At 70.0% G+C, this 21,126-nt stretch carries 25 protein-coding genes; 17 read left to right on the top strand and 8 right to left on the bottom strand.

Features of this window, described 5'->3' with window-relative positions:
* Positions 1-12 precede the first annotated feature (12 nt).
* The 4 genes from AB0I43_RS17270 to AB0I43_RS17255 all read left to right on the top strand — a co-directional run bounded on the left by AB0I43_RS17270 (position 13) and on the right by AB0I43_RS17255 (position 2,300).
* Positions 13-579, top strand: coding sequence for a TetR/AcrR family transcriptional regulator (locus tag AB0I43_RS17270; RefSeq protein ID WP_209891591.1), 567 nt, complete (start codon positions 13-15; stop codon positions 577-579).
* Between the two features lie 116 nt (positions 580-695).
* Positions 696-908 carry a DUF4351 domain-containing protein gene (locus AB0I43_RS17265; protein ID WP_356978359.1) on the top strand — a complete coding sequence of 71 codons (213 nt, stop codon included), beginning with the start codon at positions 696-698 and terminating at the stop codon, positions 906-908.
* Between the two features lie 112 nt (positions 909-1,020).
* Complete coding sequence (locus AB0I43_RS17260; protein WP_356978361.1) at positions 1,021-2,088, top strand: LacI family DNA-binding transcriptional regulator; 1,068 nt, start codon at positions 1,021-1,023, stop codon at positions 2,086-2,088.
* A gap of 2 nt (positions 2,089-2,090) precedes the next feature.
* Positions 2,091-2,300: a hypothetical protein gene (locus tag AB0I43_RS17255; RefSeq protein ID WP_356978363.1), complete on the top strand. Its 210-nt coding sequence runs from the start codon at positions 2,091-2,093 to the stop codon at positions 2,298-2,300.
* On the opposite strand, the gene AB0I43_RS17250 is transcribed toward AB0I43_RS17255, so the two are convergent.
* A complete protein-coding gene (locus AB0I43_RS17250) occupies positions 2,297-2,794 on the bottom strand; it encodes a GNAT family N-acetyltransferase (protein WP_356978365.1) in 498 nt (165 codons plus the stop codon). The two genes, AB0I43_RS17255 and AB0I43_RS17250, sit on opposite strands and share 4 nt — an antisense overlap.
* Positions 2,795-2,863: 69 nt before the next feature.
* Between AB0I43_RS17250 and AB0I43_RS17245 the strand changes: the two genes are divergently transcribed.
* Entirely contained in the window at positions 2,864-3,757 is an 894-nt protein-coding gene (locus AB0I43_RS17245; protein WP_356978367.1) for a LysR substrate-binding domain-containing protein, read from the top strand.
* Between the two features lie 80 nt (positions 3,758-3,837).
* Positions 3,838-4,323 (top strand): SRPBCC family protein, encoded by a 486-nt coding sequence (locus AB0I43_RS17240; protein ID WP_356978369.1) that lies wholly within the window; start codon positions 3,838-3,840, stop codon positions 4,321-4,323.
* Here the strand turns inward: AB0I43_RS17240 and AB0I43_RS17235 are convergent.
* A complete protein-coding gene (locus tag AB0I43_RS17235) occupies positions 4,320-4,826 on the bottom strand; it encodes a MarR family transcriptional regulator (RefSeq protein WP_356978371.1) in 507 nt (168 codons plus the stop codon). The genes AB0I43_RS17240 and AB0I43_RS17235 overlap by 4 nt on opposite strands.
* A gap of 158 nt (positions 4,827-4,984) precedes the next feature.
* On the opposite strand from AB0I43_RS17235, the gene AB0I43_RS17230 reads away from it, so the two are divergent.
* The 4 genes from AB0I43_RS17230 (at position 4,985) to AB0I43_RS17215 (ending at position 7,580) form a co-directional block, all read left to right on the top strand.
* On the top strand, positions 4,985-5,398 hold the full coding sequence (locus AB0I43_RS17230) for a cupin domain-containing protein (protein ID WP_356978560.1): 414 nt from the start codon (positions 4,985-4,987) through the stop codon (positions 5,396-5,398).
* 78 nt (positions 5,399-5,476) lie between these two features.
* On the top strand, positions 5,477-5,893 hold the full coding sequence (locus tag AB0I43_RS17225) for an acyl-CoA thioesterase (protein ID WP_356978372.1): 417 nt from the start codon (positions 5,477-5,479) through the stop codon (positions 5,891-5,893).
* Between the two features lie 331 nt (positions 5,894-6,224).
* On the top strand, positions 6,225-6,611 hold the full coding sequence (locus AB0I43_RS17220; RefSeq protein WP_356978373.1) for a hypothetical protein: 387 nt from the start codon (positions 6,225-6,227) through the stop codon (positions 6,609-6,611).
* 6 nt (positions 6,612-6,617) lie between these two features.
* Positions 6,618-7,580, top strand: a complete 963-nt coding sequence (locus AB0I43_RS17215) for a hypothetical protein (protein ID WP_356978375.1) — start codon at positions 6,618-6,620, stop codon at positions 7,578-7,580.
* Between the two features lie 3 nt (positions 7,581-7,583).
* On the opposite strand, the gene AB0I43_RS17210 is transcribed toward AB0I43_RS17215, so the two are convergent.
* Complete coding sequence (locus AB0I43_RS17210; protein WP_356978377.1) at positions 7,584-7,814, bottom strand: helix-turn-helix domain-containing protein; 231 nt, start codon at positions 7,812-7,814, stop codon at positions 7,584-7,586.
* An 83-nt stretch (positions 7,815-7,897) separates the two neighbouring features.
* A complete protein-coding gene (locus tag AB0I43_RS17205) occupies positions 7,898-9,529 on the bottom strand; it encodes an ABC-F family ATP-binding cassette domain-containing protein (protein WP_356978379.1) in 1,632 nt (543 codons plus the stop codon).
* A 276-nt stretch (positions 9,530-9,805) separates the two neighbouring features.
* On the opposite strand from AB0I43_RS17205, the gene AB0I43_RS17200 reads away from it, so the two are divergent.
* Positions 9,806-10,678, top strand: a complete 873-nt coding sequence (locus AB0I43_RS17200) for a 3-hydroxyacyl-CoA dehydrogenase (protein WP_356978381.1) — start codon at positions 9,806-9,808, stop codon at positions 10,676-10,678.
* Here AB0I43_RS17200 and AB0I43_RS17195 read toward each other — a convergent pair whose 3' ends face one another.
* Entirely contained in the window at positions 10,679-11,770 is a 1,092-nt protein-coding gene (locus AB0I43_RS17195; RefSeq protein WP_356978383.1) for a saccharopine dehydrogenase NADP-binding domain-containing protein, read from the bottom strand.
* A gap of 100 nt (positions 11,771-11,870) precedes the next feature.
* On the opposite strand from AB0I43_RS17195, the gene AB0I43_RS17190 reads away from it, so the two are divergent.
* The 4 genes from AB0I43_RS17190 to AB0I43_RS17175 all read left to right on the top strand — a co-directional run bounded on the left by AB0I43_RS17190 (position 11,871) and on the right by AB0I43_RS17175 (position 16,597).
* On the top strand, positions 11,871-12,716 hold the full coding sequence (locus AB0I43_RS17190) for an AraC family transcriptional regulator (RefSeq protein ID WP_357432442.1): 846 nt from the start codon (positions 11,871-11,873) through the stop codon (positions 12,714-12,716).
* Positions 12,717-12,823: 107 nt separating this feature from the next.
* The gene (locus tag AB0I43_RS17185) at positions 12,824-13,951 is read left to right on the top strand and encodes an agmatine deiminase family protein (RefSeq protein ID WP_356978387.1); all 1,128 of its coding nucleotides are present in this window, start codon (positions 12,824-12,826) and stop codon (positions 13,949-13,951) included.
* A gap of 49 nt (positions 13,952-14,000) precedes the next feature.
* On the top strand, positions 14,001-14,561 hold the full coding sequence (locus AB0I43_RS17180; protein ID WP_356978389.1) for a TetR/AcrR family transcriptional regulator: 561 nt from the start codon (positions 14,001-14,003) through the stop codon (positions 14,559-14,561).
* A gap of 194 nt (positions 14,562-14,755) precedes the next feature.
* Complete coding sequence (locus AB0I43_RS17175; protein ID WP_356978391.1) at positions 14,756-16,597, top strand: ABC-F family ATP-binding cassette domain-containing protein; 1,842 nt, start codon at positions 14,756-14,758, stop codon at positions 16,595-16,597.
* A gap of 150 nt (positions 16,598-16,747) precedes the next feature.
* Here AB0I43_RS17175 and AB0I43_RS17170 read toward each other — a convergent pair whose 3' ends face one another.
* Positions 16,748-17,752 carry an LLM class flavin-dependent oxidoreductase gene (locus AB0I43_RS17170; protein ID WP_356978393.1) on the bottom strand — a complete coding sequence of 335 codons (1,005 nt, stop codon included), beginning with the start codon at positions 17,750-17,752 and terminating at the stop codon, positions 16,748-16,750.
* A gap of 134 nt (positions 17,753-17,886) precedes the next feature.
* Between AB0I43_RS17170 and bla the strand changes: the two genes are divergently transcribed.
* Positions 17,887-18,792: a class A beta-lactamase gene (gene bla / locus AB0I43_RS17165; RefSeq protein WP_356978395.1), complete on the top strand. Its 906-nt coding sequence runs from the start codon at positions 17,887-17,889 to the stop codon at positions 18,790-18,792.
* Between the two features lie 9 nt (positions 18,793-18,801).
* Here the strand turns inward: bla and AB0I43_RS17160 are convergent, their stop codons facing one another.
* On the bottom strand, positions 18,802-19,773 hold the full coding sequence (locus AB0I43_RS17160) for a LysR substrate-binding domain-containing protein (RefSeq protein ID WP_356978397.1): 972 nt from the start codon (positions 19,771-19,773) through the stop codon (positions 18,802-18,804).
* Between the two features lie 48 nt (positions 19,774-19,821).
* Here AB0I43_RS17160 and AB0I43_RS17155 point away from each other — a divergent pair, with 48 nt between their 5' ends.
* A complete protein-coding gene (locus tag AB0I43_RS17155; protein WP_356978399.1) occupies positions 19,822-20,724 on the top strand; it encodes a serine hydrolase in 903 nt (300 codons plus the stop codon).
* On the opposite strand, the gene AB0I43_RS17150 is transcribed toward AB0I43_RS17155, so the two are convergent.
* Positions 20,703-21,056: a helix-turn-helix domain-containing protein gene (locus AB0I43_RS17150; RefSeq protein WP_356978401.1), complete on the bottom strand. Its 354-nt coding sequence runs from the start codon at positions 21,054-21,056 to the stop codon at positions 20,703-20,705. The genes AB0I43_RS17155 and AB0I43_RS17150 overlap by 22 nt on opposite strands.
* Positions 21,057-21,126 lie beyond the last annotated feature (70 nt).

The following is a 21,126-nucleotide window of genomic DNA, read 5'->3' as shown; positions in this document are numbered from 1 at the left end:
GAGGAGTCCGCCATGCCCAAGGTCAGCGATGATCATCTCGTCGCCCGGCGCAACCAGATCCTCGACGGCGCCCGCCGCTGCTTCGGCGAATACGGCTACGACGGCGCCACCGTGCGCCGCCTGGAAGAGGCCATCGGCCTGTCCCGCGGCGCGATTTTCCACCACTTCCGGGACAAGGACGCGCTGTTCTTCGCCCTGGCCCAAGAGGACGCCGAGCGGATGGCCGATGTCGCGGCCAATCAGGGCCTGGTGCAGGTCATGCGCGACATGCTCGCCCACCCCGAGCAGTTCAACTGGCTCGGCACCCGGCTCGAAATCGCCAGACGCCTGCGGACCGACCCCGACTTCCGCGCCGGCTGGACCCAGCGCTCGGCGGAACTGACCGCCGCCACCCTCGCCCGCCTGGAGCGCCGCAAAGCCGCCGGCGCCCTGCGCGACGACGTCCCCACCGACGTCCTCCTCGGCTACCTGGACCTGGTCCTGGACGGACTCATCGCCCGCATCGCCTCGGGCCACACCAACGAAAACCTCTCCGCCGTCCTGGATCTCGTAGAAGCCTCCGTCCGCCGCAAGGACTGAACCGCCGGGCCTCCACCGAAACCCCGCGTGTCGCAACCGGTTCACGGGTAGTTTGCCCGACCGTGGCGGGGTTATCCGTCGCCGACCAACTCGGCCCCGACGCGAGAGAGGTCATCATGACGACAGCCGAACAGCTCCGCGCCGAGGGACGGGCTCAGGGACGTGCCGAAGGAACTGCGGGCGTGCTGATCAAGCAGCTGACACTGAAATTCGGTCCGCTGTCCGAACCCGTGGTGTCGGCTATCGAGAATGCGAGTCCCGAGCAGTTGGATCGCTGGGTCGCGCGGGTGCTCACTGCGGACTCCTTGCATCAAGTGCTCAGCGCGTAGTCCGCTTCCACACCGAAATCTCCCATCCAGATTCGCCCTGGCGTCTCGCCATGGGCTTCTGTATCGTTTTACTAGAACGATTTAGTAGAACGATTCAGAGGGATGGAGCGGCATGTCTCCCAAGGCGACCATGAAAGCTGTCGCGGATGCGGTGGGGGTGTCGCTGTCGACGGTGTCGAATGCCTACAACAGGCCCGAGCAGCTTTCGAACTCGTTGCGCGAGCGGATTTTCGAGGCGGCGAGCGCGCTGGGTTATTCGGGGCCGGATGCCGCGGCTCGGACGCTGCGGGGGCGGCGGGCGGGGGCGATCGGGCTGTTGCTGACCGAGGAGCTGTCTTACGCTTTTTCCGATCCGTTCGCGGTGGGTCTGCTCGCCGGGCTCAGCGAGGTGGCCGAGCGCACCCGCACCGGGTTGCTGCTGATCCCGCTGCCCCGCTTCGAGCCGGGGGCGGACGCGGAGGCCATCCGCGACTCGGTCGAGACCGTGCGCAACGCGGTGGTGGACGGGGTCGCCGCCTACTGCGTCGATCCGGACCATCCGGCGCTCGCGGTGATCGCCGCCCGCGGGTTGCCGTTCGCGCACTCCGAGGAGGATTTTCCGGGCCGCTGCGTGGTGATCGACGAGGTCGGCGCCACCCGGGCGGTGGGTGAGTACCTGGCCCGGCTCGGGCACACCGATGTCGCGATGGTGATCGACTCCGGCCGCGCCGCGGGCATCCCGGGCGCGATCACCGACACCGCCCTGCTCTGGCGCAATGCGCGGCAGCGCGTCCAAGGTGTCCGGGAAGGTCTGGGCCCGGGGGCGCGCCTGCGGGTCGTCTCCGGCGGCCACAATTCGATCGAATCCGGTATCGCCGCGGCCGAATTGGTGCTGGACCGCCGAGACCGCCCGACCGCGATCGCCGCCGGCGGCGACGTACTCGCCCTGGGTGTCCTGGAAGCCCTGCGCCGGCGCGGGCTCACCCCCGGCCGCGACATCTCGGTCACCGGTTTCGACGACATCCCCGCCGCCGAAGCCGCCGGGCTGACCACCGTGCGTCAGCCGATCCGCACCAAGGGACAACTGCTCGGGCGCATGCTGCTCGACCCCTCCTACACCGAAGAACGCGTCGTGCTGCCCACCGAGCTGGTCATCCGATCCAGCAGCGGCCCGGCGCCCCGACTATCCGGAAAGGGCTAGCCATGCAACCCATCGCCACCCGATTGGCCGTCGACGCAGTTCGGGCCCAAGCGAATTCGGCCCGGCCGAGCGCGCCGATCCAGCCCGATCGACCGCAGCCGCCCGGCTTGCTCCGGCTGCGCGCGGCCGCGTTTCTGCGGGCCTCCGCGCAGCGCCGGGCGCGCTGGGCGGATCGACTGGAGCACGCCCCGGTCCGGCTGGCCCATCGCTAGTCGAGCAGGTCGTACCTCATGAAGACGTCGGCGCGGGTGTACGGGCTGTGCCGGACGCTGTCCGGCGGCACGTGCACGAAGCCCACCGATTCGTAGAGGTGCACCGCGTTGGCGAGGCGCTTGTTGCTCTCCAGGTACAGGGTCCGCGCACCCTGCGCGCGGGCGTAGGCGATCACGCCCTCGAGCACGAGCCGCCCGATGCCGCGGCCCCGATGCCGTGGCGAGACGCCCATTTTCGAGATCTCGTAGACCCCGTGGCCCTCCGGCACCACCGCGCCGCACCCGACGATCTCCGCGCCGTCGCGGGCGATCAGGACCTGCCCGCCCTTGGCCACGATCTCGGCTTCCGGATGATCGAGCAGGTGCGAGTCGGCGGGTTCGAGGGTGAAGTAGGCGCGGATCCACTCCTCGCTGATCTCCTTGAACGCCCGCGCGTGCGCGGGCGTGCTCATGGGTTCCACGACAATGGACTTGGGTTCTGCTGGCGAGGACACGACTCCAGCCTGCCCGCCCGCGAACCATAACGTCCAATACTTGATCCATTCGATCAATATCATGGTCTTATGAATGACGCCGTGGAGTTGCGCCACCTGCGCTACTTCCTCGCGGTCGCGGACGAACTGCACTTCGGCCGCGCCGCCGCCCGCCTGCACATCGCCCAGCCCGCGCTCACCCAGCAGATCCAGCGCCTGGAGACGCTGCTGGGCACCCGGCTGCTGGACCGCACCTCCCGCAGCGTCGCACTGACGCCCGCGGGCGCGGTGCTGCGCGAGCGCGCCACCTCGGTGCTGGGCCACGCCGCACGCGATCTACAGGAGGTAGCGCGCGTCGGCCAGGGCGGGCAGGGCCGGTTGCATCTCGGCTTCGTCCCCTCGGTGCTGCCGCTGGAGCCGCTGCGTGGTGTGCGGCTGTTCCGCGAGCGCTATCCGCTGGTCGAGGTGGATCTGGTGGAGGGCTACACCTCCCGGATGATGGAGCAGCTCAGCCACGGCGCCCTGGACACCGCCTTCGTGCGGGACCCGGACGAGCTGCCCGGCATCGTCACCACGCCGATGATCACCGAGCCGTTCGTCGCCGTGCTGCCCGCCGACCATCCGCAGGCCGGCCGATCGACGCTCACCGGGGCCGAGATCGCCGAGCATCCGCTGGTCTTCTTCCCACGGGCCGCGGGCGCGCTCGCGCACGACAAGAACCTCGCCCCGCTGCTGGAGGCGGGCCGCCGGCCGCGGGTGGTGCAGGAGGGCAACACCTGGACGACGGTGCTGTATCTGGTCGCCGAGGGACTCGGCGTCACCATCGCACCGCGCAGCGCCACCTTCACCGCGCCGGCCACGGTGCGCATCATCCCGCTGTCCGGCACCGCCGCCGACACCACGATCTACGTGGCGCACCGCCGCGACGACGACCGGCCGCTGATCCGGAATTTCCTGGAGCTGCTGCCCGGTCACGGCGGCTAGGTTTCGGCCTACCGTGGAGAGGTAGACGATCCACACCCCGGCCGTGCGGCCGAGGGCCGAGCCCAGAAAGCGGTGCGCCGATGGTCGAAGTCCGGTACGTGGTCAACGCCCCGGCGGAGCAGGTGTTCGAGATCCTGGCCGACGGCTGGATGTATCCGAACTGGGTGGTGGGCGCCTCGCACATCCGCGCGGTCGATCCGGGCTGGCCCGAGGTGGGCACCCGCATCCATCACAGCGTCGGCCCGTGGCCGCTGACGATCAACGACACCACCGTGGTACGAGTGGTGGAGCCGCCCCGGCTCCTGGAACTGGAGGCCCGCGCCTGGCCGTTCGGGACGGCCGCGATCCGCCTGGAGCTCGTCGGCGAGGGCTACACCGAGATCCGGATGACCGAGACCGTCAGCGGCGGGCCCGGCCGGATGCTGCCCGGCCTGGGGCAGGCCGCCCTGCTCGCGCCGCGCAACCTCGAATCCCTTTCCCGCCTGGCCGATCTGGTTCTCGGACGCGGCGGCAGACCCGAGGCCCGGATCGCCGCGGAGCCGGAGGATCCCAGCGCCGCGCCCTAGGCATCCGGCTCCAGGCTGGCCAACAGGGCCCGCGCGATGCGGTCGAGTTCGCCGCGATCCCGGGCGGAAAGCACGGCGAGCAGCCGGGTTTCATTTTCGACATGCTCGGCGACGACCCGGTCGATCAACTCCCGACCGGCCTCGGTCAGCGCTACGCGGATCGCGCGCCGGTCGACCCCGTCGGCGGCGCGCCGGACCAGGCCCGCGGACTCCAGGCGATCCAGCCGCCCGGTCATGCCCGCGCGCGACAGCATCAGCGTGTCGGCGATGACGGAGGGGTTGAGCTCGAACGGCTCGCCCGAACGGCGCAGCGCCGCAAGGACATCGAACTCGCCGCGCTGCAGGCCGTGCGCGGTGAACACGGCCTCGATCTTCGGCATGGCCAGGGTGAGCAGGCGGCCGAGCCGGCCCAGGATCGCCATCGCCTCCAGATCCAGATCCGGTCGTTCGCGCCGCCACTGCGCGGTGATGAGGTCGACCGGATCCTGCTTCGCTGCACCCATGGACAGGATTCTATTCGCTCATATATAGTTCGGTAGCGAACTATCAAGTAGCGAATCATTTGGAGATCCTCGTGAGCACTCTCGCCGCCCGCCCCGCCGTCATCCGCCACCCACAGGACGCCGAAACCCTCGCCAACCCGAACGTCCGCGTCCGCCTGCTGATCGACTCGAACGAAACCGGCGGCGCGGTCAGCACTTTGGAGGTCACCCTGACGCCCGGCGCGGACGGCGCCGCACCGCATTTCCACACGAAATCCGACGAGTTGTTCTACGTCGCGGACGGCGAACTCCAGGTGCTCGCCGGGGACGAGATCGTCACCGTGGGCGCGGGCGGCTCGCTCGTGGTGCCCAAATTCATGCCGCACGCCTTCGGTGCTACCCCGGACAGCTCGGTTCGCCTCCTGATCGCGCTCATGCCGGGCGTCGAACGCTTCGAGTACTTCCGCCTGCTGGACCGGATCGGCAAGGGCGAGGCCGGGTTCGAGGACCTGGCCGCGGCACAGGAGGAATTCGACAACCACTTCGTCGACGCGCCCGCCTGGTGGGCCGAGCGCAACGCCCACCGGGGGTAAGAGCGACAGCCCGGGATTGTGGCCCAGATATCACCGCGAACGGGAACAAATCCGGATCCGGAAAAGGTTCGCCAATACATGACCTTCTCTGTCCCGATCACCGTGCGCGGTTACGAGCTCGACAGCCTGGGCCACCTGAATCAGGCCGTCTATCTGCAGTACGCCGAGCATGCCCGCTGGGAAATGCTGCGGGCTGCGGGCGTGGGGCAGGACAAACTCCTGGCCACCGGCTTCGCCCCGGTGGTCCTGGAAAACAACATCAAATATCTGCGGGAACTGCGCAGCGGCGACGAAGTCACCGTGACCTGCGAATTCCTCTGGGGCGAGGGCAAGGTCTTCCGGATGCGGCAGGAGATCCGCAAAATCGACGGCACGGTCGCCGCCGAGGTGACCGTGACCGGCGGAGTGATGGACCTGACCGCGCGCAAGCTGGTCGCCGACCCGCGCGAGCGTTTCCGCACCATCGCCGAGCAGCCGGAGCTGTTCGGGCTCTAATAACACACCCGCTCCCGAAATCACCGCCAATTCCGGGCAATTCGCGACGGCAATTTTCCATACGGAAATAACTCCCAGGTTGCCGTATGCCCTCGGGTTTGTTACCGAAAATCTTTCGGCGCAAGCCATCCGGACCCGCAACCCGGTTTGCCACCGGCCGTGAAATCTTTCGATCCGGGCCGGACGGGGAGTCGCCCGCGTTATGATCCAGTTCCCGCTAGGGGCCCTGGCAAATCGCGAGCAGATCGGAGAGCACCCGATGACCGACGCAATCCACTCCCCAGGTTCCCGGCCGTCTGGCGACCGCGTTCCCGCGCTCCAAGGCGTTCTCGTGGCGGAATCGGCCCGCGATGTCAGTGTCCGCGTCGACGAGGGCACCTGGACCTTCCGCCGCGCGGATGTCCTGCGGATGCGTGATTCGACCACCCCGGACGCGCCGGCGCACGCGGGCGATTCGGTCCTGGTGGACATCCGCCCCGGCGCCCTGGCCGACTTCACCCGCCGCCTGCGCGTCGATCTGGTCGACCGGCCGATGACGCTCGCCGCCGAGCCGTCGCAGGCGCTGGGAGACGAACTGCTGCAACAACTCACGACGTCCTGGGCCGATCGGCTGCAACTCGTCGATGTGGCCCGCGGCAACGGTGCGACCTTCACCTACTGCCAGACCAAATCGCACGACGGCAACGACGACGGCATCAGCTGCGACAGTCTCGACTGACCCGCCATGGTGGCGCGCCGCCCCGGTTCGGTCCTCATCGTCTCCGAAACCGACGATCTGCACGCCACCGCGATGGCGGCGACGTTGCGAGACCACCACGGCCTGAACCCGATTCATCTCGACCTGCGTGACTTCCCGCGCGAGTCCGGCAGTTTCCGCCTCGACCGCGACGGCACCGCACGCTCGATGTCGCACGTGCTCGGGCTGGACGACGTCCGCTCGGTGTGGTGGCGGCGCCCGCATCCGGCACGCGTCCCCGCCGGCGTGCGCGCCTCCGACGACGCGTTCCGGCAGGCCGAGTGCGACGGCTTTCTCCAGGGTCTGCTCTGGTCCATTCCGGCGGCCTGGATCAACGACCCCGGCGCCGACCGCACGGCCGGCCGCAAGATCGTGCAGTTGGAGACCGCACTGCGGGCCGGGTTCGCGGTGCCGGAGACGCTGATCACCAACGACCCCGACGAAGCCCGCAGCTTCGCCGAATCCCGGCCGGGCGCAGTGGTTTACAAACGCACGGGGACCGGGCGCGGCGAGTTCGCCGAGACCCGGATCATCACCCGGGCGGATTTCCCGAAGCTCGCGGGCATCCGATCCGCGCCCACCACGTTCCAGGACTACATCGACGCCGACTGCGATCTGCGCGTCGTCTGGGTGGACGGGGTGGAGTGGTCGGTCCGCATCGATTCCCAGGCCGGGGTCGGCCGGGTCGATTCCCGCCTCGACACCTCGGTCGAGTTCAGCCGGGAACAGCTGCCCGCCTCGGTCAGCAAGTCTCTGGCCACCCTTATGGGCGCGCTGGGCCTGAGTTTCGGCGTTCTGGACCTGCGGCTCGGCCTCGATGGCGAGTACTACTTCCTCGAGGTCAACCCACAGGGCCAGTTCGCGTACTTGGAGATCAAGACGGGCCTGCCGATGTTCCGCAGCCTCGCCAACCTGCTGGTCGAGGGCGAGGGAACCGTTCCGGGGTACTGACCGCTATTGCGCCTTGCGCCGATTGGCGCCGCCGCGGCTGCGGAGCTGCACGTGCGACTCCACCAGCACATTGTGGATGAAGCCGTAGGAGCGCCCCGTCGCCCGCGCCAATGACCGGATGCTGGCACCCGCCTCGTACTGCTTCTTGAGTTGGGATTGCAGACGGTCACGTGACTTACCCGTGACGCGTGTGCCCTTACCCAATGTGGACTTGCCTGATTGCCGATCGCTCATGGCTTCCTCCGAGTCGCCGAGCAGCGCGTCATTCCAGGCTAAGCAACTATGCGGCCGTGATCAACGGGTGTTTGTGATGAAAATCACGCAAGCTGAATAAGTTCCAAGTATTCGGCGGACCAGTGATCCTCCGTGCCATCCGGCAGTAAAATGACCCGCTCCGGCGACAACGCCTCCGCCGCGCCCGGATCGTGGGTCACCAGGACGACCGCGCCGGCGTACGTGCGCAGAGCATCGAGCACCTGTTCGCGTGAGATCGGGTCGAGGTTGTTGGTCGGCTCGTCGAGCAGCAGCACGTTGGCCGAGGAGGAGACCAGCCCGGCCAGCGCCAAGCGGGTCTTCTCACCGCCGGAGAGGGTGCCCGCGGGCTGCTCGAGTTGCGGACCGGAGAACATGAACGCGCCCAGCAGGCTGCGCAGCTCCTGCTCCCCCGCGTCCGGCGAGGCATGGCGGATGTTCTCCCACACGGTGGCGTTGTCGTCCAGGGTGTCGTGCTCCTGGGCGAAGTAGCCGACCTTGAGGCCGCGCCCGGGCTCCAGACCGCCGGCCGTGGGCGTCTCCACGCCAGCCAGCAGTTTCAGCATCGTCGTCTTGCCCGCGCCGTTGAGGCCCAGGATGACCACGCGGCTGCCCTTGTCGATGGCGAAGTTCACGCCGGTGAAGATCTCCAGCGAGCCGTACAGCTTGGTCAGATCCTTGACCATGAGCGGCGTCTTGCCGCAGGGCGCGGGCTCGGGGAACTTGATCCGCGCCACCTTGTCGGCGACCCGGACCTCGTCCAGGCTCGCCATCAGCTTGTCGGCACGCTTGGTCATCTGATGTGCGGCGGCGGCCTTGGTCGCCTTCGCGCCCAGCTTCGCGGCCTGCGCCTTGAGCGCGCTGGCCTTCTTCTCCGCGTTGGCGCGCTCGCGGACGCGGCGCTGCTCGTCGGTGGCGCGGGCGTCGAGGTACTTCTTCCAGCCCATGTTGTAGACGTCGGCCTCGCCGCGCACGGCGTCCAGGAACCAGACCTTGTTCACCACGTCGGCGAGCAGTTCCACGTCGTGGCTGATCACGATCAGGCCGCCGTCGTGGCTCTGCAGGAAACCGCGCAGCCAGGTGATGGAGTCGGCGTCGAGGTGGTTGGTCGGCTCGTCCAGCAGCAGCACCGTGTCGGAGCGGCCGCCGCTGCCGTCGGAGGCGGCGAACAGGATGCGGGCCAGCTCGATCCGGCGGCGCTGACCACCGGAGAGGGTGCGCAGCGACTGCCCGAGCACGCGATCGGGCAGGCCCAGGCTGTTGCAGATGCGCGCGGCTTCGCTCTCGGCGACGTACCCGCCGAGCGAGGAGAAGCGCTCCTCCAGGCGGCCGTACTTGCGGACGGCCTTGTCGCGTTCGTTCTCGTCGGCGACCTCGGCCATCAGCGCCTGCTGCTTCTCCATGTCGTGCAGCAGTGTGTCCAGACCGCGCGCGGAGAGCACCCGGTCGCGCGCGAGCACGTCCAGGTTGCCCTCTTTCGGGTCCTGCGGGAGGTAGCCGATGTCGCTGGAGCGCAGGATCTTTCCGGCGTAGGGCTCGCCTTCACCCGCGAGGATGCGCAGCGTCGTGGTCTTGCCCGCGCCGTTGCGCCCGACGAGACCGATCCGGTCGCCCGCCTGCACCCGCAGCGCCGGGCCCGGCGCCGTCAACAGGGTGCGGACTCCGGCCCGGACCTCCAGGTCGGTCGCGGTGATCACAGACGGGCTCCTCACGAATTCAGCGGTGCTGGACGGTTGCTGCTCGATTGTGCGGCGAATCGAGCACAAGAACCACCGATTTTACCCGTACGCGGGGGTAGCTCCGACATCGCTCGCGCCCGTAGTGAACCAGCTCACGCGACGCGGCTGTCGCGGCCCCGAGGACGGGCGAGTGCGCGCCCGGCCCGGTGCCGTGCGGCGGCACTACTGTCGACTGGCCGGCCCGATGTCGCGCCGGCCGATTTCGGCGTCCCCCACCGTGAAGGAGACAGTTCGATGGCGATCGACATTCGGCGAGTGACCGTGCTCGGGACCGGCGTCCTGGGCTCCCAGATCGCTTTCCAGACCGCGTTCCGCGGCTTCGACGTAACCGGCTACGACATCGACGACAAAGCCCTCGAAGCCGCGCGGAAGCGCTTCGAGAAACTCGCCGCCACCTACGCGCAGGACGTTCCCGAGGCCGGCGACGGGAAGGCCGCGGCCGTGGCGAAGAGCATCACGCTCACCGCGGATCTGGCCGAGGCCGTCGCCGACGCCGATCTGGTGATCGAGGCCGTGCCCGAGATCCTGGATCTCAAGCGCGAGACCTACAAGAAACTCGGCGAGGTCGCCCCGGAGCGCACCATCTTCGCGACCAACTCGTCCACCCTGCTGCCCAGCGACATCGTCGACTTCACCGGCCGCCCCGACCGGTTCCTGGCGCTGCATTTCGCGAACCTGATCTGGATCCACAACACCGCCGAGATCATGGGCACGCCCGCGACCGCCCCCGAGGTGACCAAGGCCGTGGTGGAGTTCGCGTCCGCCATCGGCATGGAGCCGATCGAATTGCACAAGGAGAAGGCGGGCTACGTTCTCAACTCCCTGCTCGTGCCGTGGCTCAACGCCGGGCTCGCCCTCGTCGCGGGCGGTTACGCCGAGCCCGCCGACGTGGACCGCACCTGGCGGATCGGGACCAAGTCCAACGCCGGGCCGTTGCAGAGTCTCGACATCATCGGCCTCGAGACCCCGTACAACATCCTCGCGGCGGGCGGCGAGAAGGAGCAGCAGCTCGCGGCCTGGTTGAAGGAAAACTACATCGACAAGGGCAAACTGGGCATCGCGACCGGTGAGGGCTTCTACAAGTACCCGGCCGACGGCAAGCGGTAGTCAGCGCTCCTCGATGCTCCACCGCACGCCGGAGGAGGCGAGTTCGGCCAGGAACTCGGCCGCGTCGAAGGCCTGCGCCGGCGCCAGCACCCCGGCGGCGGCCGGGCCCGCGGCCAGGCGGACGGCCGCGCCCACCGCGGTGCGGGCGGTGGTGCCGTAGGTGTCGACGCCGGACACCACGCCGCGGGCCCGGCGGCCGTCCACCGCGACCGCGTCGAGCACGATGGTCCAGGTGCCCGCCGCGCGCCGCGCCGGGTCCGGGCCGACCGGCAGGGCCGCGATCATGTCGTCGGTGAGCGGGGTCGCGAACAGGGCGCGGGTCGACTCCTCCACCGCGCCGCGCACCGTGCGCACCGGCAGGTGCCGCGGCACGGAGACCACCTCTTGGAGCGGGAAGGACACCAGCGCGACGGGTTCGGTCTCGCCGGGCAGCGGCACCCGCGCGGGCGGGTCGAAAGGTCCGGGCCGCCAGGCCTTGTCGAGGTAGGCCAGGCCGCCGTCGACCATGGTGGGGGCGACGCCGAGCATGGTGCGCAGCGATCCGCGCGACATCGCGGCGTCACCGCCGAAGCGGTGCACCGAGGTGAGTTCGTCGAGCGGGCCCAGGCGCTGCCCGAGCAGGTGGGCGAGCAGGTCGCCCGGGACGCCGCCGTCGGTGGCGGCGGGCACCACCGTCACACCGGCGGATTCCGCTGCGGCGGCATACTTCTCGTACACGTGCTGGAGGACCAGCTGCTCGCCGCAGGTGTCGACGTAGTGCGCGCCTGCCGCGAGCGCGGCCGCGACGACTCGATCGCCGGTCGGCGTGAACGGTCCCGCGCAGTTGATCACCACGTCCACACCCTGGAACGCGGCCACCAGGGCGGCGTGGTCGGTGACGGCGGCGACGCGCGGTGTGCGGACAGGTGCCGCCGAGGCGTCGAGCATGCCCGACGTGGATGGGGTGGCGGTAAGCCGGCGGACGGCGGCTTCGAGCTTGCCGATGTCGCGGCCGACCGGAACGCAATCGATTCCGCGGCGGGCGATTTCGGCGAGCACGAGCTCGCCCTGGAAGCCGCTCGCGCCGTACACGGCGAGGGTGGTTTTCGTCATGAACTCAACGTAGGCGAGGGCAGTGAGTCGACCAATGATGCAGTAGCTCAACTAGATACGTGAGACTCTCGAGCACGAGCGCTGTGCCATCATGGTTCTCGTGGATGTGCTGAGTGACGTGATCGCCGCGATGCGGGTCGGCGTGCCGCACTCCTCGCACACGCATCGCACCGCGCCTTGGCACGATCAGTTCCCGGCCGCCCCCGGGGCGGGGTTCCACATCGTCCTGGGCGGGTCCTGCCTGCTCACTCCCGACCACGGCGCACCCGTCCCGCTGCGGGTCGGGGACGTGGCGTTCCTCGCACACGGCACCGGGCACGCACTGTCCGCGCCACCCGGCGATCCCGGCACGGTATTGCTCTGCGGCGCTTACCAACTCGATCCGGCCCGCTCGCACCCGCTGCTGGACGGCCTGCCCGAGGTCCTGCACCTGCCGGCCCGTCTCGGCGAGGACGCCGCACTGCGCGCGACCGTCGAATTGCTGGCCGCCGAGCTGCGCGACGACCTGCCCGGCAGCGGCAGCACCGTGGTGGCGCTCCTCGACGTGCTGCTGCTGTTGATCCTGCGCACCTGGCTCGCCGCCGCGGAACATCCGGCGACCGGCTGGGCGGCGGCCCTGCGGGATCCGGGCATCGCGGCCGTGCTGCGCGCCATGCACGAGGACATCGCCCGGCCGTGGACCGTCGCCGAGCTGGCCGCGACGGCGGGCATGTCGCGCGCGACGCTCGCCCGGCGTTTCACCGCGCTCACCGGCCGCGCTCCCCTGTCCTACCTGTCCTGGTGGCGGCTCACCACGGCCGCGCGCCTGCTGCACGATACCAGCGTCACCCTGGCCGTGGTGGCGGACCGGGTTGGCTACTCCTCCGAGTACGCCTTCGCCGCCGCGTTCAAGCGCCAGCACGGCGTGGCGCCCGGCCGCTACCGCGCTCCGGCGAGCGCCGCCTGAATTTCGCCATGACCGATGACCTGCTGTGATCCGCGTTTCATGGTTTGACTAAAAATTCAGTCAGGATCTAGTCTGGGCCTACGGCACCCCGAACAGAGGAGACAAGAATGCGGCGGCGCTCGTTCGTACAGACTTCGATGACCGCGATCGGCGGGCTGCTGCTCAGCGCCTGCGGCGGATCGGATCCGTCGGCGGCGAACACCGGTTCCCGCGGCGCGCACGCCGACGGCGAGCAGTGGCTGATGCCCGAGGAGGGCGATCCGCACGCGCGCACCTGGATGGCCTTCGGCGCCGCCGAGCGCATCTGGGGTGCCGAGCTGGTCCCCGAGGTGCAGCGCAATCTGGCCACCATCGCCGCCACCATCGCCCGCTTCGAACCCGTGTCCATGCTGGTCCGGCCCGAGGAGATGGAGCTGGCGCGCCGCCTCACCGCGGGCGCGAACGTCGAATTGATCCCGGCGGCGATCGACGATCTCTGGATGCGCGACACCGGCCCGGTGTTCGTGCGCGGCGCGAACGGGCGCGCGGGCGTCGACTTCAACTTCAACGGCTGGGGCGACAAGCAGCGCCATCGCGACGACGCCGAGGTCGCGCGGATCGTGACCGAGCGCGCCGGGGTCGAGCGGCTGCGCACCGATCTGGTGCTCGAAGGCGGCGGAATCGAGGTCGACGGCGAGGGCACCGCCCTGATCACCGAGAGCTGCGTGCTCAACAACAATCGCAATCCGGGCTGGAAGAAGCACGAGGTCGAGGACGAGCTGGCCTACCTGCTCGGCATCGAGAAGGTGATCTGGCTGCCCGGCATCGCCGGGCAGGACATCACCGACGGGCACACCGATTTCTACGCGCGGTTCACGGCGCCGGGCGTGGTCGTCGCGGGCCTGGACAACGACCCGGATTCCTTCGACTACGACGTCACCCGCCGCCACCTGGACATCCTGCACTCGGCCACCGACGTGCACGGACGGCCGCTGCGGGTCGAGGTGCTCGAGGGCCCGGACACGGTGCGCGAAACCTTCGCCGACGACGATTTCGCCGCCGGATACATCAACTTCTACGTCTGCAACGGCGCGGTCATCGCGCCGGAATTCGGTGATCCGCGCACCGATTCGGCCGCCCGCGACACCCTGCGGCGGCTGTTCCCGGGCCGCGAGATCGTGCAGATCAACATCGACGGCATCGCCGCCGGCGGCGGCGGTATCCACTGCACCACCCAGCAGGAACCCGCCGCCTGACCCGGCCGGGCGAACCCGCTGCCCGCCGCGCACCCTACTGTGAGGAATCGTGTCCGATCGTCAATTCCAGATCCTCGAAGCCGCCGTCCGGGTCATCGCCCAGGACGGGGTGCGCGGCCTGCGGGTCGACAAACTCGCCGCCGCGGCGGGTGTCTCGACGGCGCTGATCTATTACCACTTCAAGGATCGGGCGGGCATTCTGGCGGCCGCGCTCGAGCACATCAATCACCGCGCCCAGGTCTACACCGACCAGGCGTTCGGCAGCGCGGATCCGCGCGCGCAGCTCGAGGCCGTGCTGCTGCTCGAGCTCCAGGACACCGAGCACGCCCGGGAGACCAGCGTCGCCTGGGGTGAGCTGCGGGCGAGCGCGGTCTTCAACAGCGATCTGCGGGGTCCGCTGCGTTCGACCACCGAATCCTGGAACCGCGATATCGAGGCGCTGATCCGGGCGGTGCGGGGCGATGGCCCGCCCGATGCCGCGGCGAGTGCGGAGCGGCTCACGGTGCTGGTCGAGGGGCTGAGTGAGCGGTGGCACAGCGGGTCCCTGAGTTTGGAGCGGGCCCGTGAACTGCTCACCGGGGCAATCGCTCTCGAAATTGGGAGATCGTAATCGGGGGTTGACAGGCTCGGCGGGGAGCCGCTAATTTGGTCCACCTCATGGGTATCTTCTTGATTTTCTCCTGATCGCGTCCGGCGCGTAGAGCTCCCGCTCCGCGCCCTTCCGCACAATCTCCGGCTGTGTAAGGCCGTGCTGTGCGATCCCCTACGCCACCCGGCCCATTCGGCCGGGACAGGAGGCTTTTCATGCTTACCGCCAGTCAACTCACCCTCACCGACGTCACCGTGCGATACCCGGAACGCGCTGTGCTGGAGAATGTTTCGCTCACCGTGCGCCCCGGGGAGACCGTCGGCGTCATCGGCGAGAACGGGTCCGGAAAATCCACCCTGCTGAAACTCATGGCCGGGCAGGCGCGTCCCGACCACGGCGAGATCGTCGTGGTCGCGCCCGGCGGCATCGGTTACCTGCCGCAGGCCCTGGAGTTCCCGGCGTCGGCGACGGTCGCCGACGTCATCGACCTGATCCTGGCCGATATCCGGGCGCTGGAACGGGAACTGCGCCGCGCGGAAGGGGAACTGGGCGAACCCGGAACGCTGGCGGCGCGCCTCGACGCCTACGCCGAACTGTCGGCGCGGTTCGAGGCGCGCGGCGGGTACGCGGCCGACAGCCGCGTCGACGCCGCACTGGCCGGTCTCGGTCTCCCCCGCCTGGACCGAAACCGCCCGGTGGCAACGCTTTCCGGCGGTCAGCGGTCCCGGCTCGCGCTCGCCGCCACACTGGCGGCCGAACCGGAGCTGCTGCTGCTGGACGAGCCGACCAACGACCTAGACGATCAGGCCGTCGCCTGGCTGGAACGCCGCCTGCGCGACCACCGCGGCACCATCGTCGCGGTCACCCACGACCGAGTCTTCCTGGAACGCGTCACCTCCACGATCCTCGAACTCGACGCGGGCGCCGCCACCCGCCACGGCGACGGCTACACCGGCTACCTGCGCGCCAAAGCCGCCGAGCGCCAGCGCAGGCAGCAGCAGTACACGGAATGGAAGGCCGAACTGGCCCGCAACCAGCGCCTCGCCGAATCGAATGTGCGACGCCTGGAAGCCATCCCGCGCAAACTCCCCCTCGCGGTCTTCGCCGCGGGCCCCTTCCGCGCCCGCGGCCGCGACCACGGCGCGATGTCGCGCATCCGCAACGCCAAGGAGCGAGTCGCCCGCCTGACCGCCGACCCGATCGCACCACCCGCGGAGCCACTGCGCTTCGAGGTCGCGATTGCCAGTGGTGCGGGAGCGCCGGAGTCGCTGTCGGGCAACGAGAGTGGGGTGCGACCGGAGCCGGTGGCGGAGTCGACCAGCATCTGCGGCGGCGCGCGACCGATGCCGGCAGCAGAGTCGCCCGGACCCGACGGTAGGACGCGACCAGAGCCGACAGGATCGCCCGATACGGGCAGTGGGACGCGACTGGCGGGAGCTGCGGAGCTGCCCGGCACCGGAGTCCGACCGGATCCGGTGGCGGAGTTGGCCGACATCGTTGTCGCACAGCGGCTCCGGTTGGCGGGGCTGCGGCTGGGTGTTGGGGAGCGGTTGCTGGTCACCGGGGCGAATGGTGCGGGGAAGAGCACGCTGCTGGGGGTGCTGGCCGGGGAAATTCGGCCTGACGCGGGGTCGGTGCGGGTGCGGGGGCGGGTGGGGCTGCTGCGGCAGCATGCTGGCCGGTGGGCCGCCGATACCACGCTGTTGCAGGCGTTTTCGGCTGGGCGGGCCGGGTACGCGGACGAGCACGCGGAGAACCTGCTGGCGCTGGGGTTGTTCCACCCGCGCGATCTCGGGAAGCGCATGGGCGAGTTGTCCTATGGGCAGCGCCGCCGGGTGGAGGTCGCTCGGCTGGTGACCGAGCCCAGCGAGGTGTTGCTGCTCGACGAACCGACCAACCATCTCTCGCCCGCGCTGGTGGAAGAGCTGGAGCAGGCCCTGCTCGACTATCCGGGCGCGGTGGTGATCGTCACCCACGATCGCCGAATGCGGCAGCGGTTCCAGGGTTCTCGGCTGGAGTTGCCCGAACGGGGCGGGCCGGTGGCACGGGCGGCCTGACCGTTCCGGAGGCTGGTCGCACGAGGGGTTCGCAGCGCGCGGCCAGGCACGGACGAGTTCGGAGCCGGTCGGCAACCCGGGTGCCGACCGGGCCGAGCGCTGCCGGTGGCCCAGTTGCTGCTGGGGCCGAGCAACTCCGGCCAGTGGCGGTTACGGCTGGGCCGGCTGCGCCGCCATGATCTGGCCGGTCAGCTCGACCGAACGCACTCGGTCCTCGGCGTCCTGGGCGTGGTGGGTGGTGATCAGTTCGTCGGCGGCGATGGAGGCGGCGAAATCCTCGAGGTAGGTGCGGACCTCGTCGGGGGTGCCGACGGCGGTGTAGCGGGTCATGCCGGCGAGCTGGCTGCCGTTGGGGGAGGCGAGGAAGGCGTCGATCTCGGCGTCGCTGAAGTCACCGGCGGCGGGTCCGCGGGCGATCATGGCGCGGGCTCGGGCGCGGTAGGCGACGGTCTTCTGGTCGACGGCGGCGGCGTGGTCGTCGGCGGCGAAGACGTTGATGCCGGCCATCACGTAGGGCTCGGCGAGTTGCTCGGAGGGCTTGAAACCTTCGCGGTAGACCGCGACGGCCTCGTGCAGGGCGTCCGGGGCGAAGTGCGAGGCGAAGGCGTAGGGCAGGCCGAGGTGCGCGGCGAGCTGGGCGCCGAACAGCGAGGAGCCCAGAATGTAGAGCGGGACAACGGTTTCCGCGCGCGGTACGGCCTGCACACCGGCTACGCGGGTGTCGCCGGTGAGGTAGCCCTGGAGCTCGAGCACGTCACGCGGGAAGTTCTCGGCGGTGGCCGGGTCGCGGCGCAGCGCGTACATGGTCTTCTGGTCGCTGCCGGGCGCGCGGCCCAGCCCGAGGTCGATCCGGCCGGGGAACAGCGATTCCAGGGTGCCGAACTGCTCGGCGATCACCAGGGGCGAATGGTTGGGCAGCATGATGCCGCCGGCGCCGAGCCGGATCTTCTCGGTGTGGGCGGCGACATAGCCGATCAGCACGCTCGTCGCGCTGGAGGCGATGGAGCGCATGTTGTGGTGCTCGGCGTACCAGACGCGCCGGTAGCCGCTGCGTTCCGCGGCCTGTGCCAGGGCGACGCTGTTGTGGAAGCTGTCGCGGGCGGTTTGGCCGCGGGAGACGGTCGCCAGATCGAGGATCGAGAGTGCGAAGGGCATACGAGTGTGCAACGCCGCGGCCCCGGCCCGATATTTCGCCGGGTACCGCACGCTGGGGTGATAGGCATCCGGATATCGGCCGACACCCGGATTGGTCTTGGACAGGCGTGCCGCTCGCGTGTTGTCGTTTCGGCATGATCAAGAACAAGAAGTTCGCGGTGCTGTTCGCGGCGCTGCTCCCCCTGGCGGTCGCCTGCGGGACCGAGTCGGCGGCCCAGGTCACCCCCACCCCGTCCGCCGCACCGGCGACTGCCCCGCTGGCCGGGCTCGAGGCCCAGCACCAGGCCCGGCTCGGCGTGTTCGCCATCGACACGGGCTCCGGCAAGACCGCCGGCCACCGCTCCGAGGAGCGATTCGCCATGCTGTCCACCTTCAAGACGCTCGCCTGCGCCGCGCTGCTGAAAGCCCATCCCCTGGCCGGCGGATACTGGGATCAGGTCATCCGCTACACCGAGGCCGACGTGACCAAGGCCGAGGGCTCGGCGGTGACCGGCAAGCACGTGGCCGAGGGCATGACCGTCCGCGCCCTGTGCGACGCCGCGATCGCCTACAGCGACAACGCCGCCGCCAACGAGATCCTGAAACTGCTCGGCGGGCCGCAGGCCGTCACCGACTTCCTGCGCGGCATCGGCGATCAGGTGTCCCGGCTGGATCGCTGGGAGCCCGAACTCAACTCCGCCGTCCCCGGCGACGAGCGCGACACCACGACACCCGCCGCGATCGCGCGCGACTACCAGGCGCTGACCCTCGGCGACGCGCTGCCGGCCCCGGAACGCGAGCAGCTGGTGGCGTGGCTGAAGGCCAGCACCACCGGCGGCAGCCGCATCCGGGCGGGCCTGCCCGCGGACTGGACCACCGGCGACAAGACCGGCACCTCCAACGCCTACGGCTCGGCCAACGACGTGGCCGTCACCTGGCCGGCCGGTGGCGGCGCGCCGATCGTGATCGCGGTGCTGTCCACCCACGCGCAGGCGGAGGCGGAGCTGGACAACGCGCTGGTCGCCGCGGCGACGAAAGAAGCTGTGGCCGCGCTGCGCTGACCGAAGGCACTATCGCAGCGGATCGACCGGGTTGCGGGCGTAGACCACCGACCAGGGCTGGTGTGCGCCAGGCGTGCTCAGCGAAGTGGGCTGGTCCTCGCCCGCGATGACCGCCGCCGCGGCCCGCGCGAATCGCGGCACCGCCGGGTGCACCGCGCCGCCCGCCCACACGGCGGCGACCCGGTGCGCCAGCGGGCGATCGGTGAGCGGCCGCCACGCGGCTCGCGGTTCGCGCCGGGCCAGCGCCTCGGGCAGAAACGCCACCCCACTTCCGGCCAGCACCAGGCCGAGCGCGAATTCGGGATTGCGGGCGTGCCGGATTCGCGACGGCACGAAACCACCGGTCCGGCACACCTCGAGAACGTGGTCGTGCCAGCCGGGGGCGGTGGCGCGCGGCGGCAGGATCAGCTCGTGGCCGGCCAGGTCGGCCATACCCACCTCGGGCAGGCGGGCCAGGGCGGAGGTGCGCGGCAGCACCACACCCAGGGGCACGCTCGCGACCGGCCCGCACACCAGGTCGGGAGCGTCGACCGGTTGCAGCACCAGTCCCACGTCGAGGTCGGCGGTGGCGAGCAGCCGGAGTTGTTCCGCGGTGGTCAGTTCCTGCAGATCGACGCTCAAGGCGGGCGCCTGCTCGGCGAGCAGGCGCAGCAGCGCCTGCAAGGTGGGTGCGGGCGTTTCCGACAGCACGCCGACGCGCAGCGCGCCGAGATCGCCCTCCCCCGCCTTGCGCATGACGGTCCGCAGCCGCTGTTCGGCGGCCAGCAGCGCTCGCGCCTCCTCGACCAGCAGCTCCCCGGCCGCCGTGAGCGCGATGGTGCGGCGCGAACGGTCGAACAGCTGGACGCCGAGGTCGCGTTCCAGGCGCTGGATCGATTGGCTCAGCGGCGGTTGCGCGATGCCGAGGGTCTCCGCGGCCCGGCCGAAATGGAGTTCACCGGCGACGGTGAGGAAGTAGTGCAGATGCCGGGCCAGGTCCACCGGGTCCACGATATTCGATCGCGTATGGGTGCCGGTTATCGTGGGCGGGTGGCAGCCGAGCACATTCAGCAGATCTTCGACGCGGTCCCGGTGCGGGGCACCCTGCACGCGGTCGACCTGGCCGACGGCCGCGAGGTCGCGCTCGGCGCCGACGAGCAGGTGGTGATCGCCTCGATCTTCAAGATCCTGCTGGTGCTGGAGTTCTGCCGGCAGGTGGACGCCGGGCAGGTCGATCCGACCGAGCGGGTGCTGATCCGGGCCGCGGACCGCCTGGGCGGGTGGGGCACGGCGGGCTGCGCCGACGATGTGGAGCTGTCGCTGCGCGACCTGGCGTACTTCGCGATGTCGGTCAGCGACAACACCGCCGCGGATCTGCTGCTGCACCGGATCGGCGGGGACACCCCGGCGCTGCTGGCCGCCGAACTCGGACTGGACCGCACCCGCGTGATCGGCGGCCCCCGCCAGCTGCTCGAATCCATGCTCGCCGACGTGGGCGCCCGCGACGGCGGCGAGTTCGCGGCGATCTATCCGACGCTGACCAGCGCTCAGGTGGCGGGGATGCGGGTCTTCCAGCCCGAGCACACCACCTCGAGCACCGCCCGGGAGATCACCCGCCTGCTCGGGCTGATCTGGCGCGACGCCGCGGGCACTCCGGCCGCGTGCGCCGCCGCGCGAGACCTGTTGCGGCACCAGATGTTCTGGACCCGGATCGCCGCGGGCTTCCCCGACGACGTGCGGGTGGCCTCGAAAACCGGCACGCTGCCCGGCCTGCACATGGAGGCCGGTGTGGTCGAGTACCCCGACGGCGGACGCTACGCGCTGGCGATCTTCGCCCGCACCGACGAACTGGGCTCGCGGCGCATCGACGTCGACCTGGCGATGGCGCGCGCCGCCCGCACCGCCGTGGACGCGCTCAGAACCGAAGCGGTTCAGCCCGCTTCGCGGATCTGATCGCGCACCTCCACGAGATAGCGTTCCCCCCAGGACTCCATCAGCTCCAGCAGCGGGCCCAGGCTGCGGCCGAACGGAGTCAGCTCGTATTCGACCCGCGGCGGCACCTCCGGATAGACCGTGCGGGTGATCACACCGTCGCTCTCGAGTTCGCGCAGTTGCAGCGTCAGCATGCGCTGGGTGGCGCCGGGGATGACGCGGCGCAGTTCGTTGAAACGGGCGGTGCCCTCCATCAGCTGGTAGAGCACCATGCCCTTCCATTTGCCGCCGATCACGTCGAGGGTGACCTCGATCGGGCAGTCCAGGTGCAGGTCGTCTTTGCGTCGAGTCATGGTGTCAAAAATGGTACCGAGTCACAGAATTGTGCGTTCTTACGCGCTGTGTGCGGCTGCGGCACGCTTT

This window comes from Nocardia sp. NPDC050435 (assembly GCF_040655395.1).
Classification (GTDB): Bacteria; Actinomycetota; Actinomycetes; order Mycobacteriales; family Mycobacteriaceae; genus Nocardia.
Note: the sequence above shows the minus strand (reverse complement) of the source record. Positions and strands in the feature narration are given on the sequence as shown.

Excerpts from the sequence above, each read along its gene's own strand:
- AB0I43_RS17270 (WP_209891591.1), top strand. The coding sequence starts at position 13 with ATGCCCAAGGTCAGCGATGATCATCTCGTCGCCCGGCGCAACCAGATC.
- AB0I43_RS17265 (WP_356978359.1), top strand. The coding sequence starts at position 696 with ATGACGACAGCCGAACAGCTCCGCGCCGAGGGACGGGCTCAGGGACGT.
- AB0I43_RS17260 (WP_356978361.1), top strand. The coding sequence starts at position 1,021 with ATGTCTCCCAAGGCGACCATGAAAGCTGTCGCGGATGCGGTGGGGGTG.
- AB0I43_RS17255 (WP_356978363.1), top strand. The coding sequence starts at position 2,091 with ATGCAACCCATCGCCACCCGATTGGCCGTCGACGCAGTTCGGGCCCAA.
- AB0I43_RS17245 (WP_356978367.1), top strand. The coding sequence starts at position 2,864 with ATGAATGACGCCGTGGAGTTGCGCCACCTGCGCTACTTCCTCGCGGTC.
- AB0I43_RS17240 (WP_356978369.1), top strand. The coding sequence starts at position 3,838 with ATGGTCGAAGTCCGGTACGTGGTCAACGCCCCGGCGGAGCAGGTGTTC.
- AB0I43_RS17235 (WP_356978371.1), bottom strand. The coding sequence starts at position 4,826 with ATGGGTGCAGCGAAGCAGGATCCGGTCGACCTCATCACCGCGCAGTGG.
- AB0I43_RS17225 (WP_356978372.1), top strand. The coding sequence starts at position 5,477 with ATGACCTTCTCTGTCCCGATCACCGTGCGCGGTTACGAGCTCGACAGC.
- AB0I43_RS17215 (WP_356978375.1), top strand. The coding sequence starts at position 6,618 with ATGGTGGCGCGCCGCCCCGGTTCGGTCCTCATCGTCTCCGAAACCGAC.
- AB0I43_RS17210 (WP_356978377.1), bottom strand. The coding sequence starts at position 7,814 with ATGAGCGATCGGCAATCAGGCAAGTCCACATTGGGTAAGGGCACACGC.
- AB0I43_RS17200 (WP_356978381.1), top strand. The coding sequence starts at position 9,806 with ATGGCGATCGACATTCGGCGAGTGACCGTGCTCGGGACCGGCGTCCTG.
- AB0I43_RS17195 (WP_356978383.1), bottom strand. The coding sequence starts at position 11,770 with ATGACGAAAACCACCCTCGCCGTGTACGGCGCGAGCGGCTTCCAGGGC.
- AB0I43_RS17185 (WP_356978387.1), top strand. The coding sequence starts at position 12,824 with ATGCGGCGGCGCTCGTTCGTACAGACTTCGATGACCGCGATCGGCGGG.
- AB0I43_RS17175 (WP_356978391.1), top strand. The coding sequence starts at position 14,756 with ATGCTTACCGCCAGTCAACTCACCCTCACCGACGTCACCGTGCGATAC.
- AB0I43_RS17170 (WP_356978393.1), bottom strand. The coding sequence starts at position 17,752 with ATGCCCTTCGCACTCTCGATCCTCGATCTGGCGACCGTCTCCCGCGGC.
- bla (WP_356978395.1), top strand. The coding sequence starts at position 17,887 with ATGATCAAGAACAAGAAGTTCGCGGTGCTGTTCGCGGCGCTGCTCCCC.
- AB0I43_RS17150 (WP_356978401.1), bottom strand. The coding sequence starts at position 21,056 with ATGACTCGACGCAAAGACGACCTGCACCTGGACTGCCCGATCGAGGTC.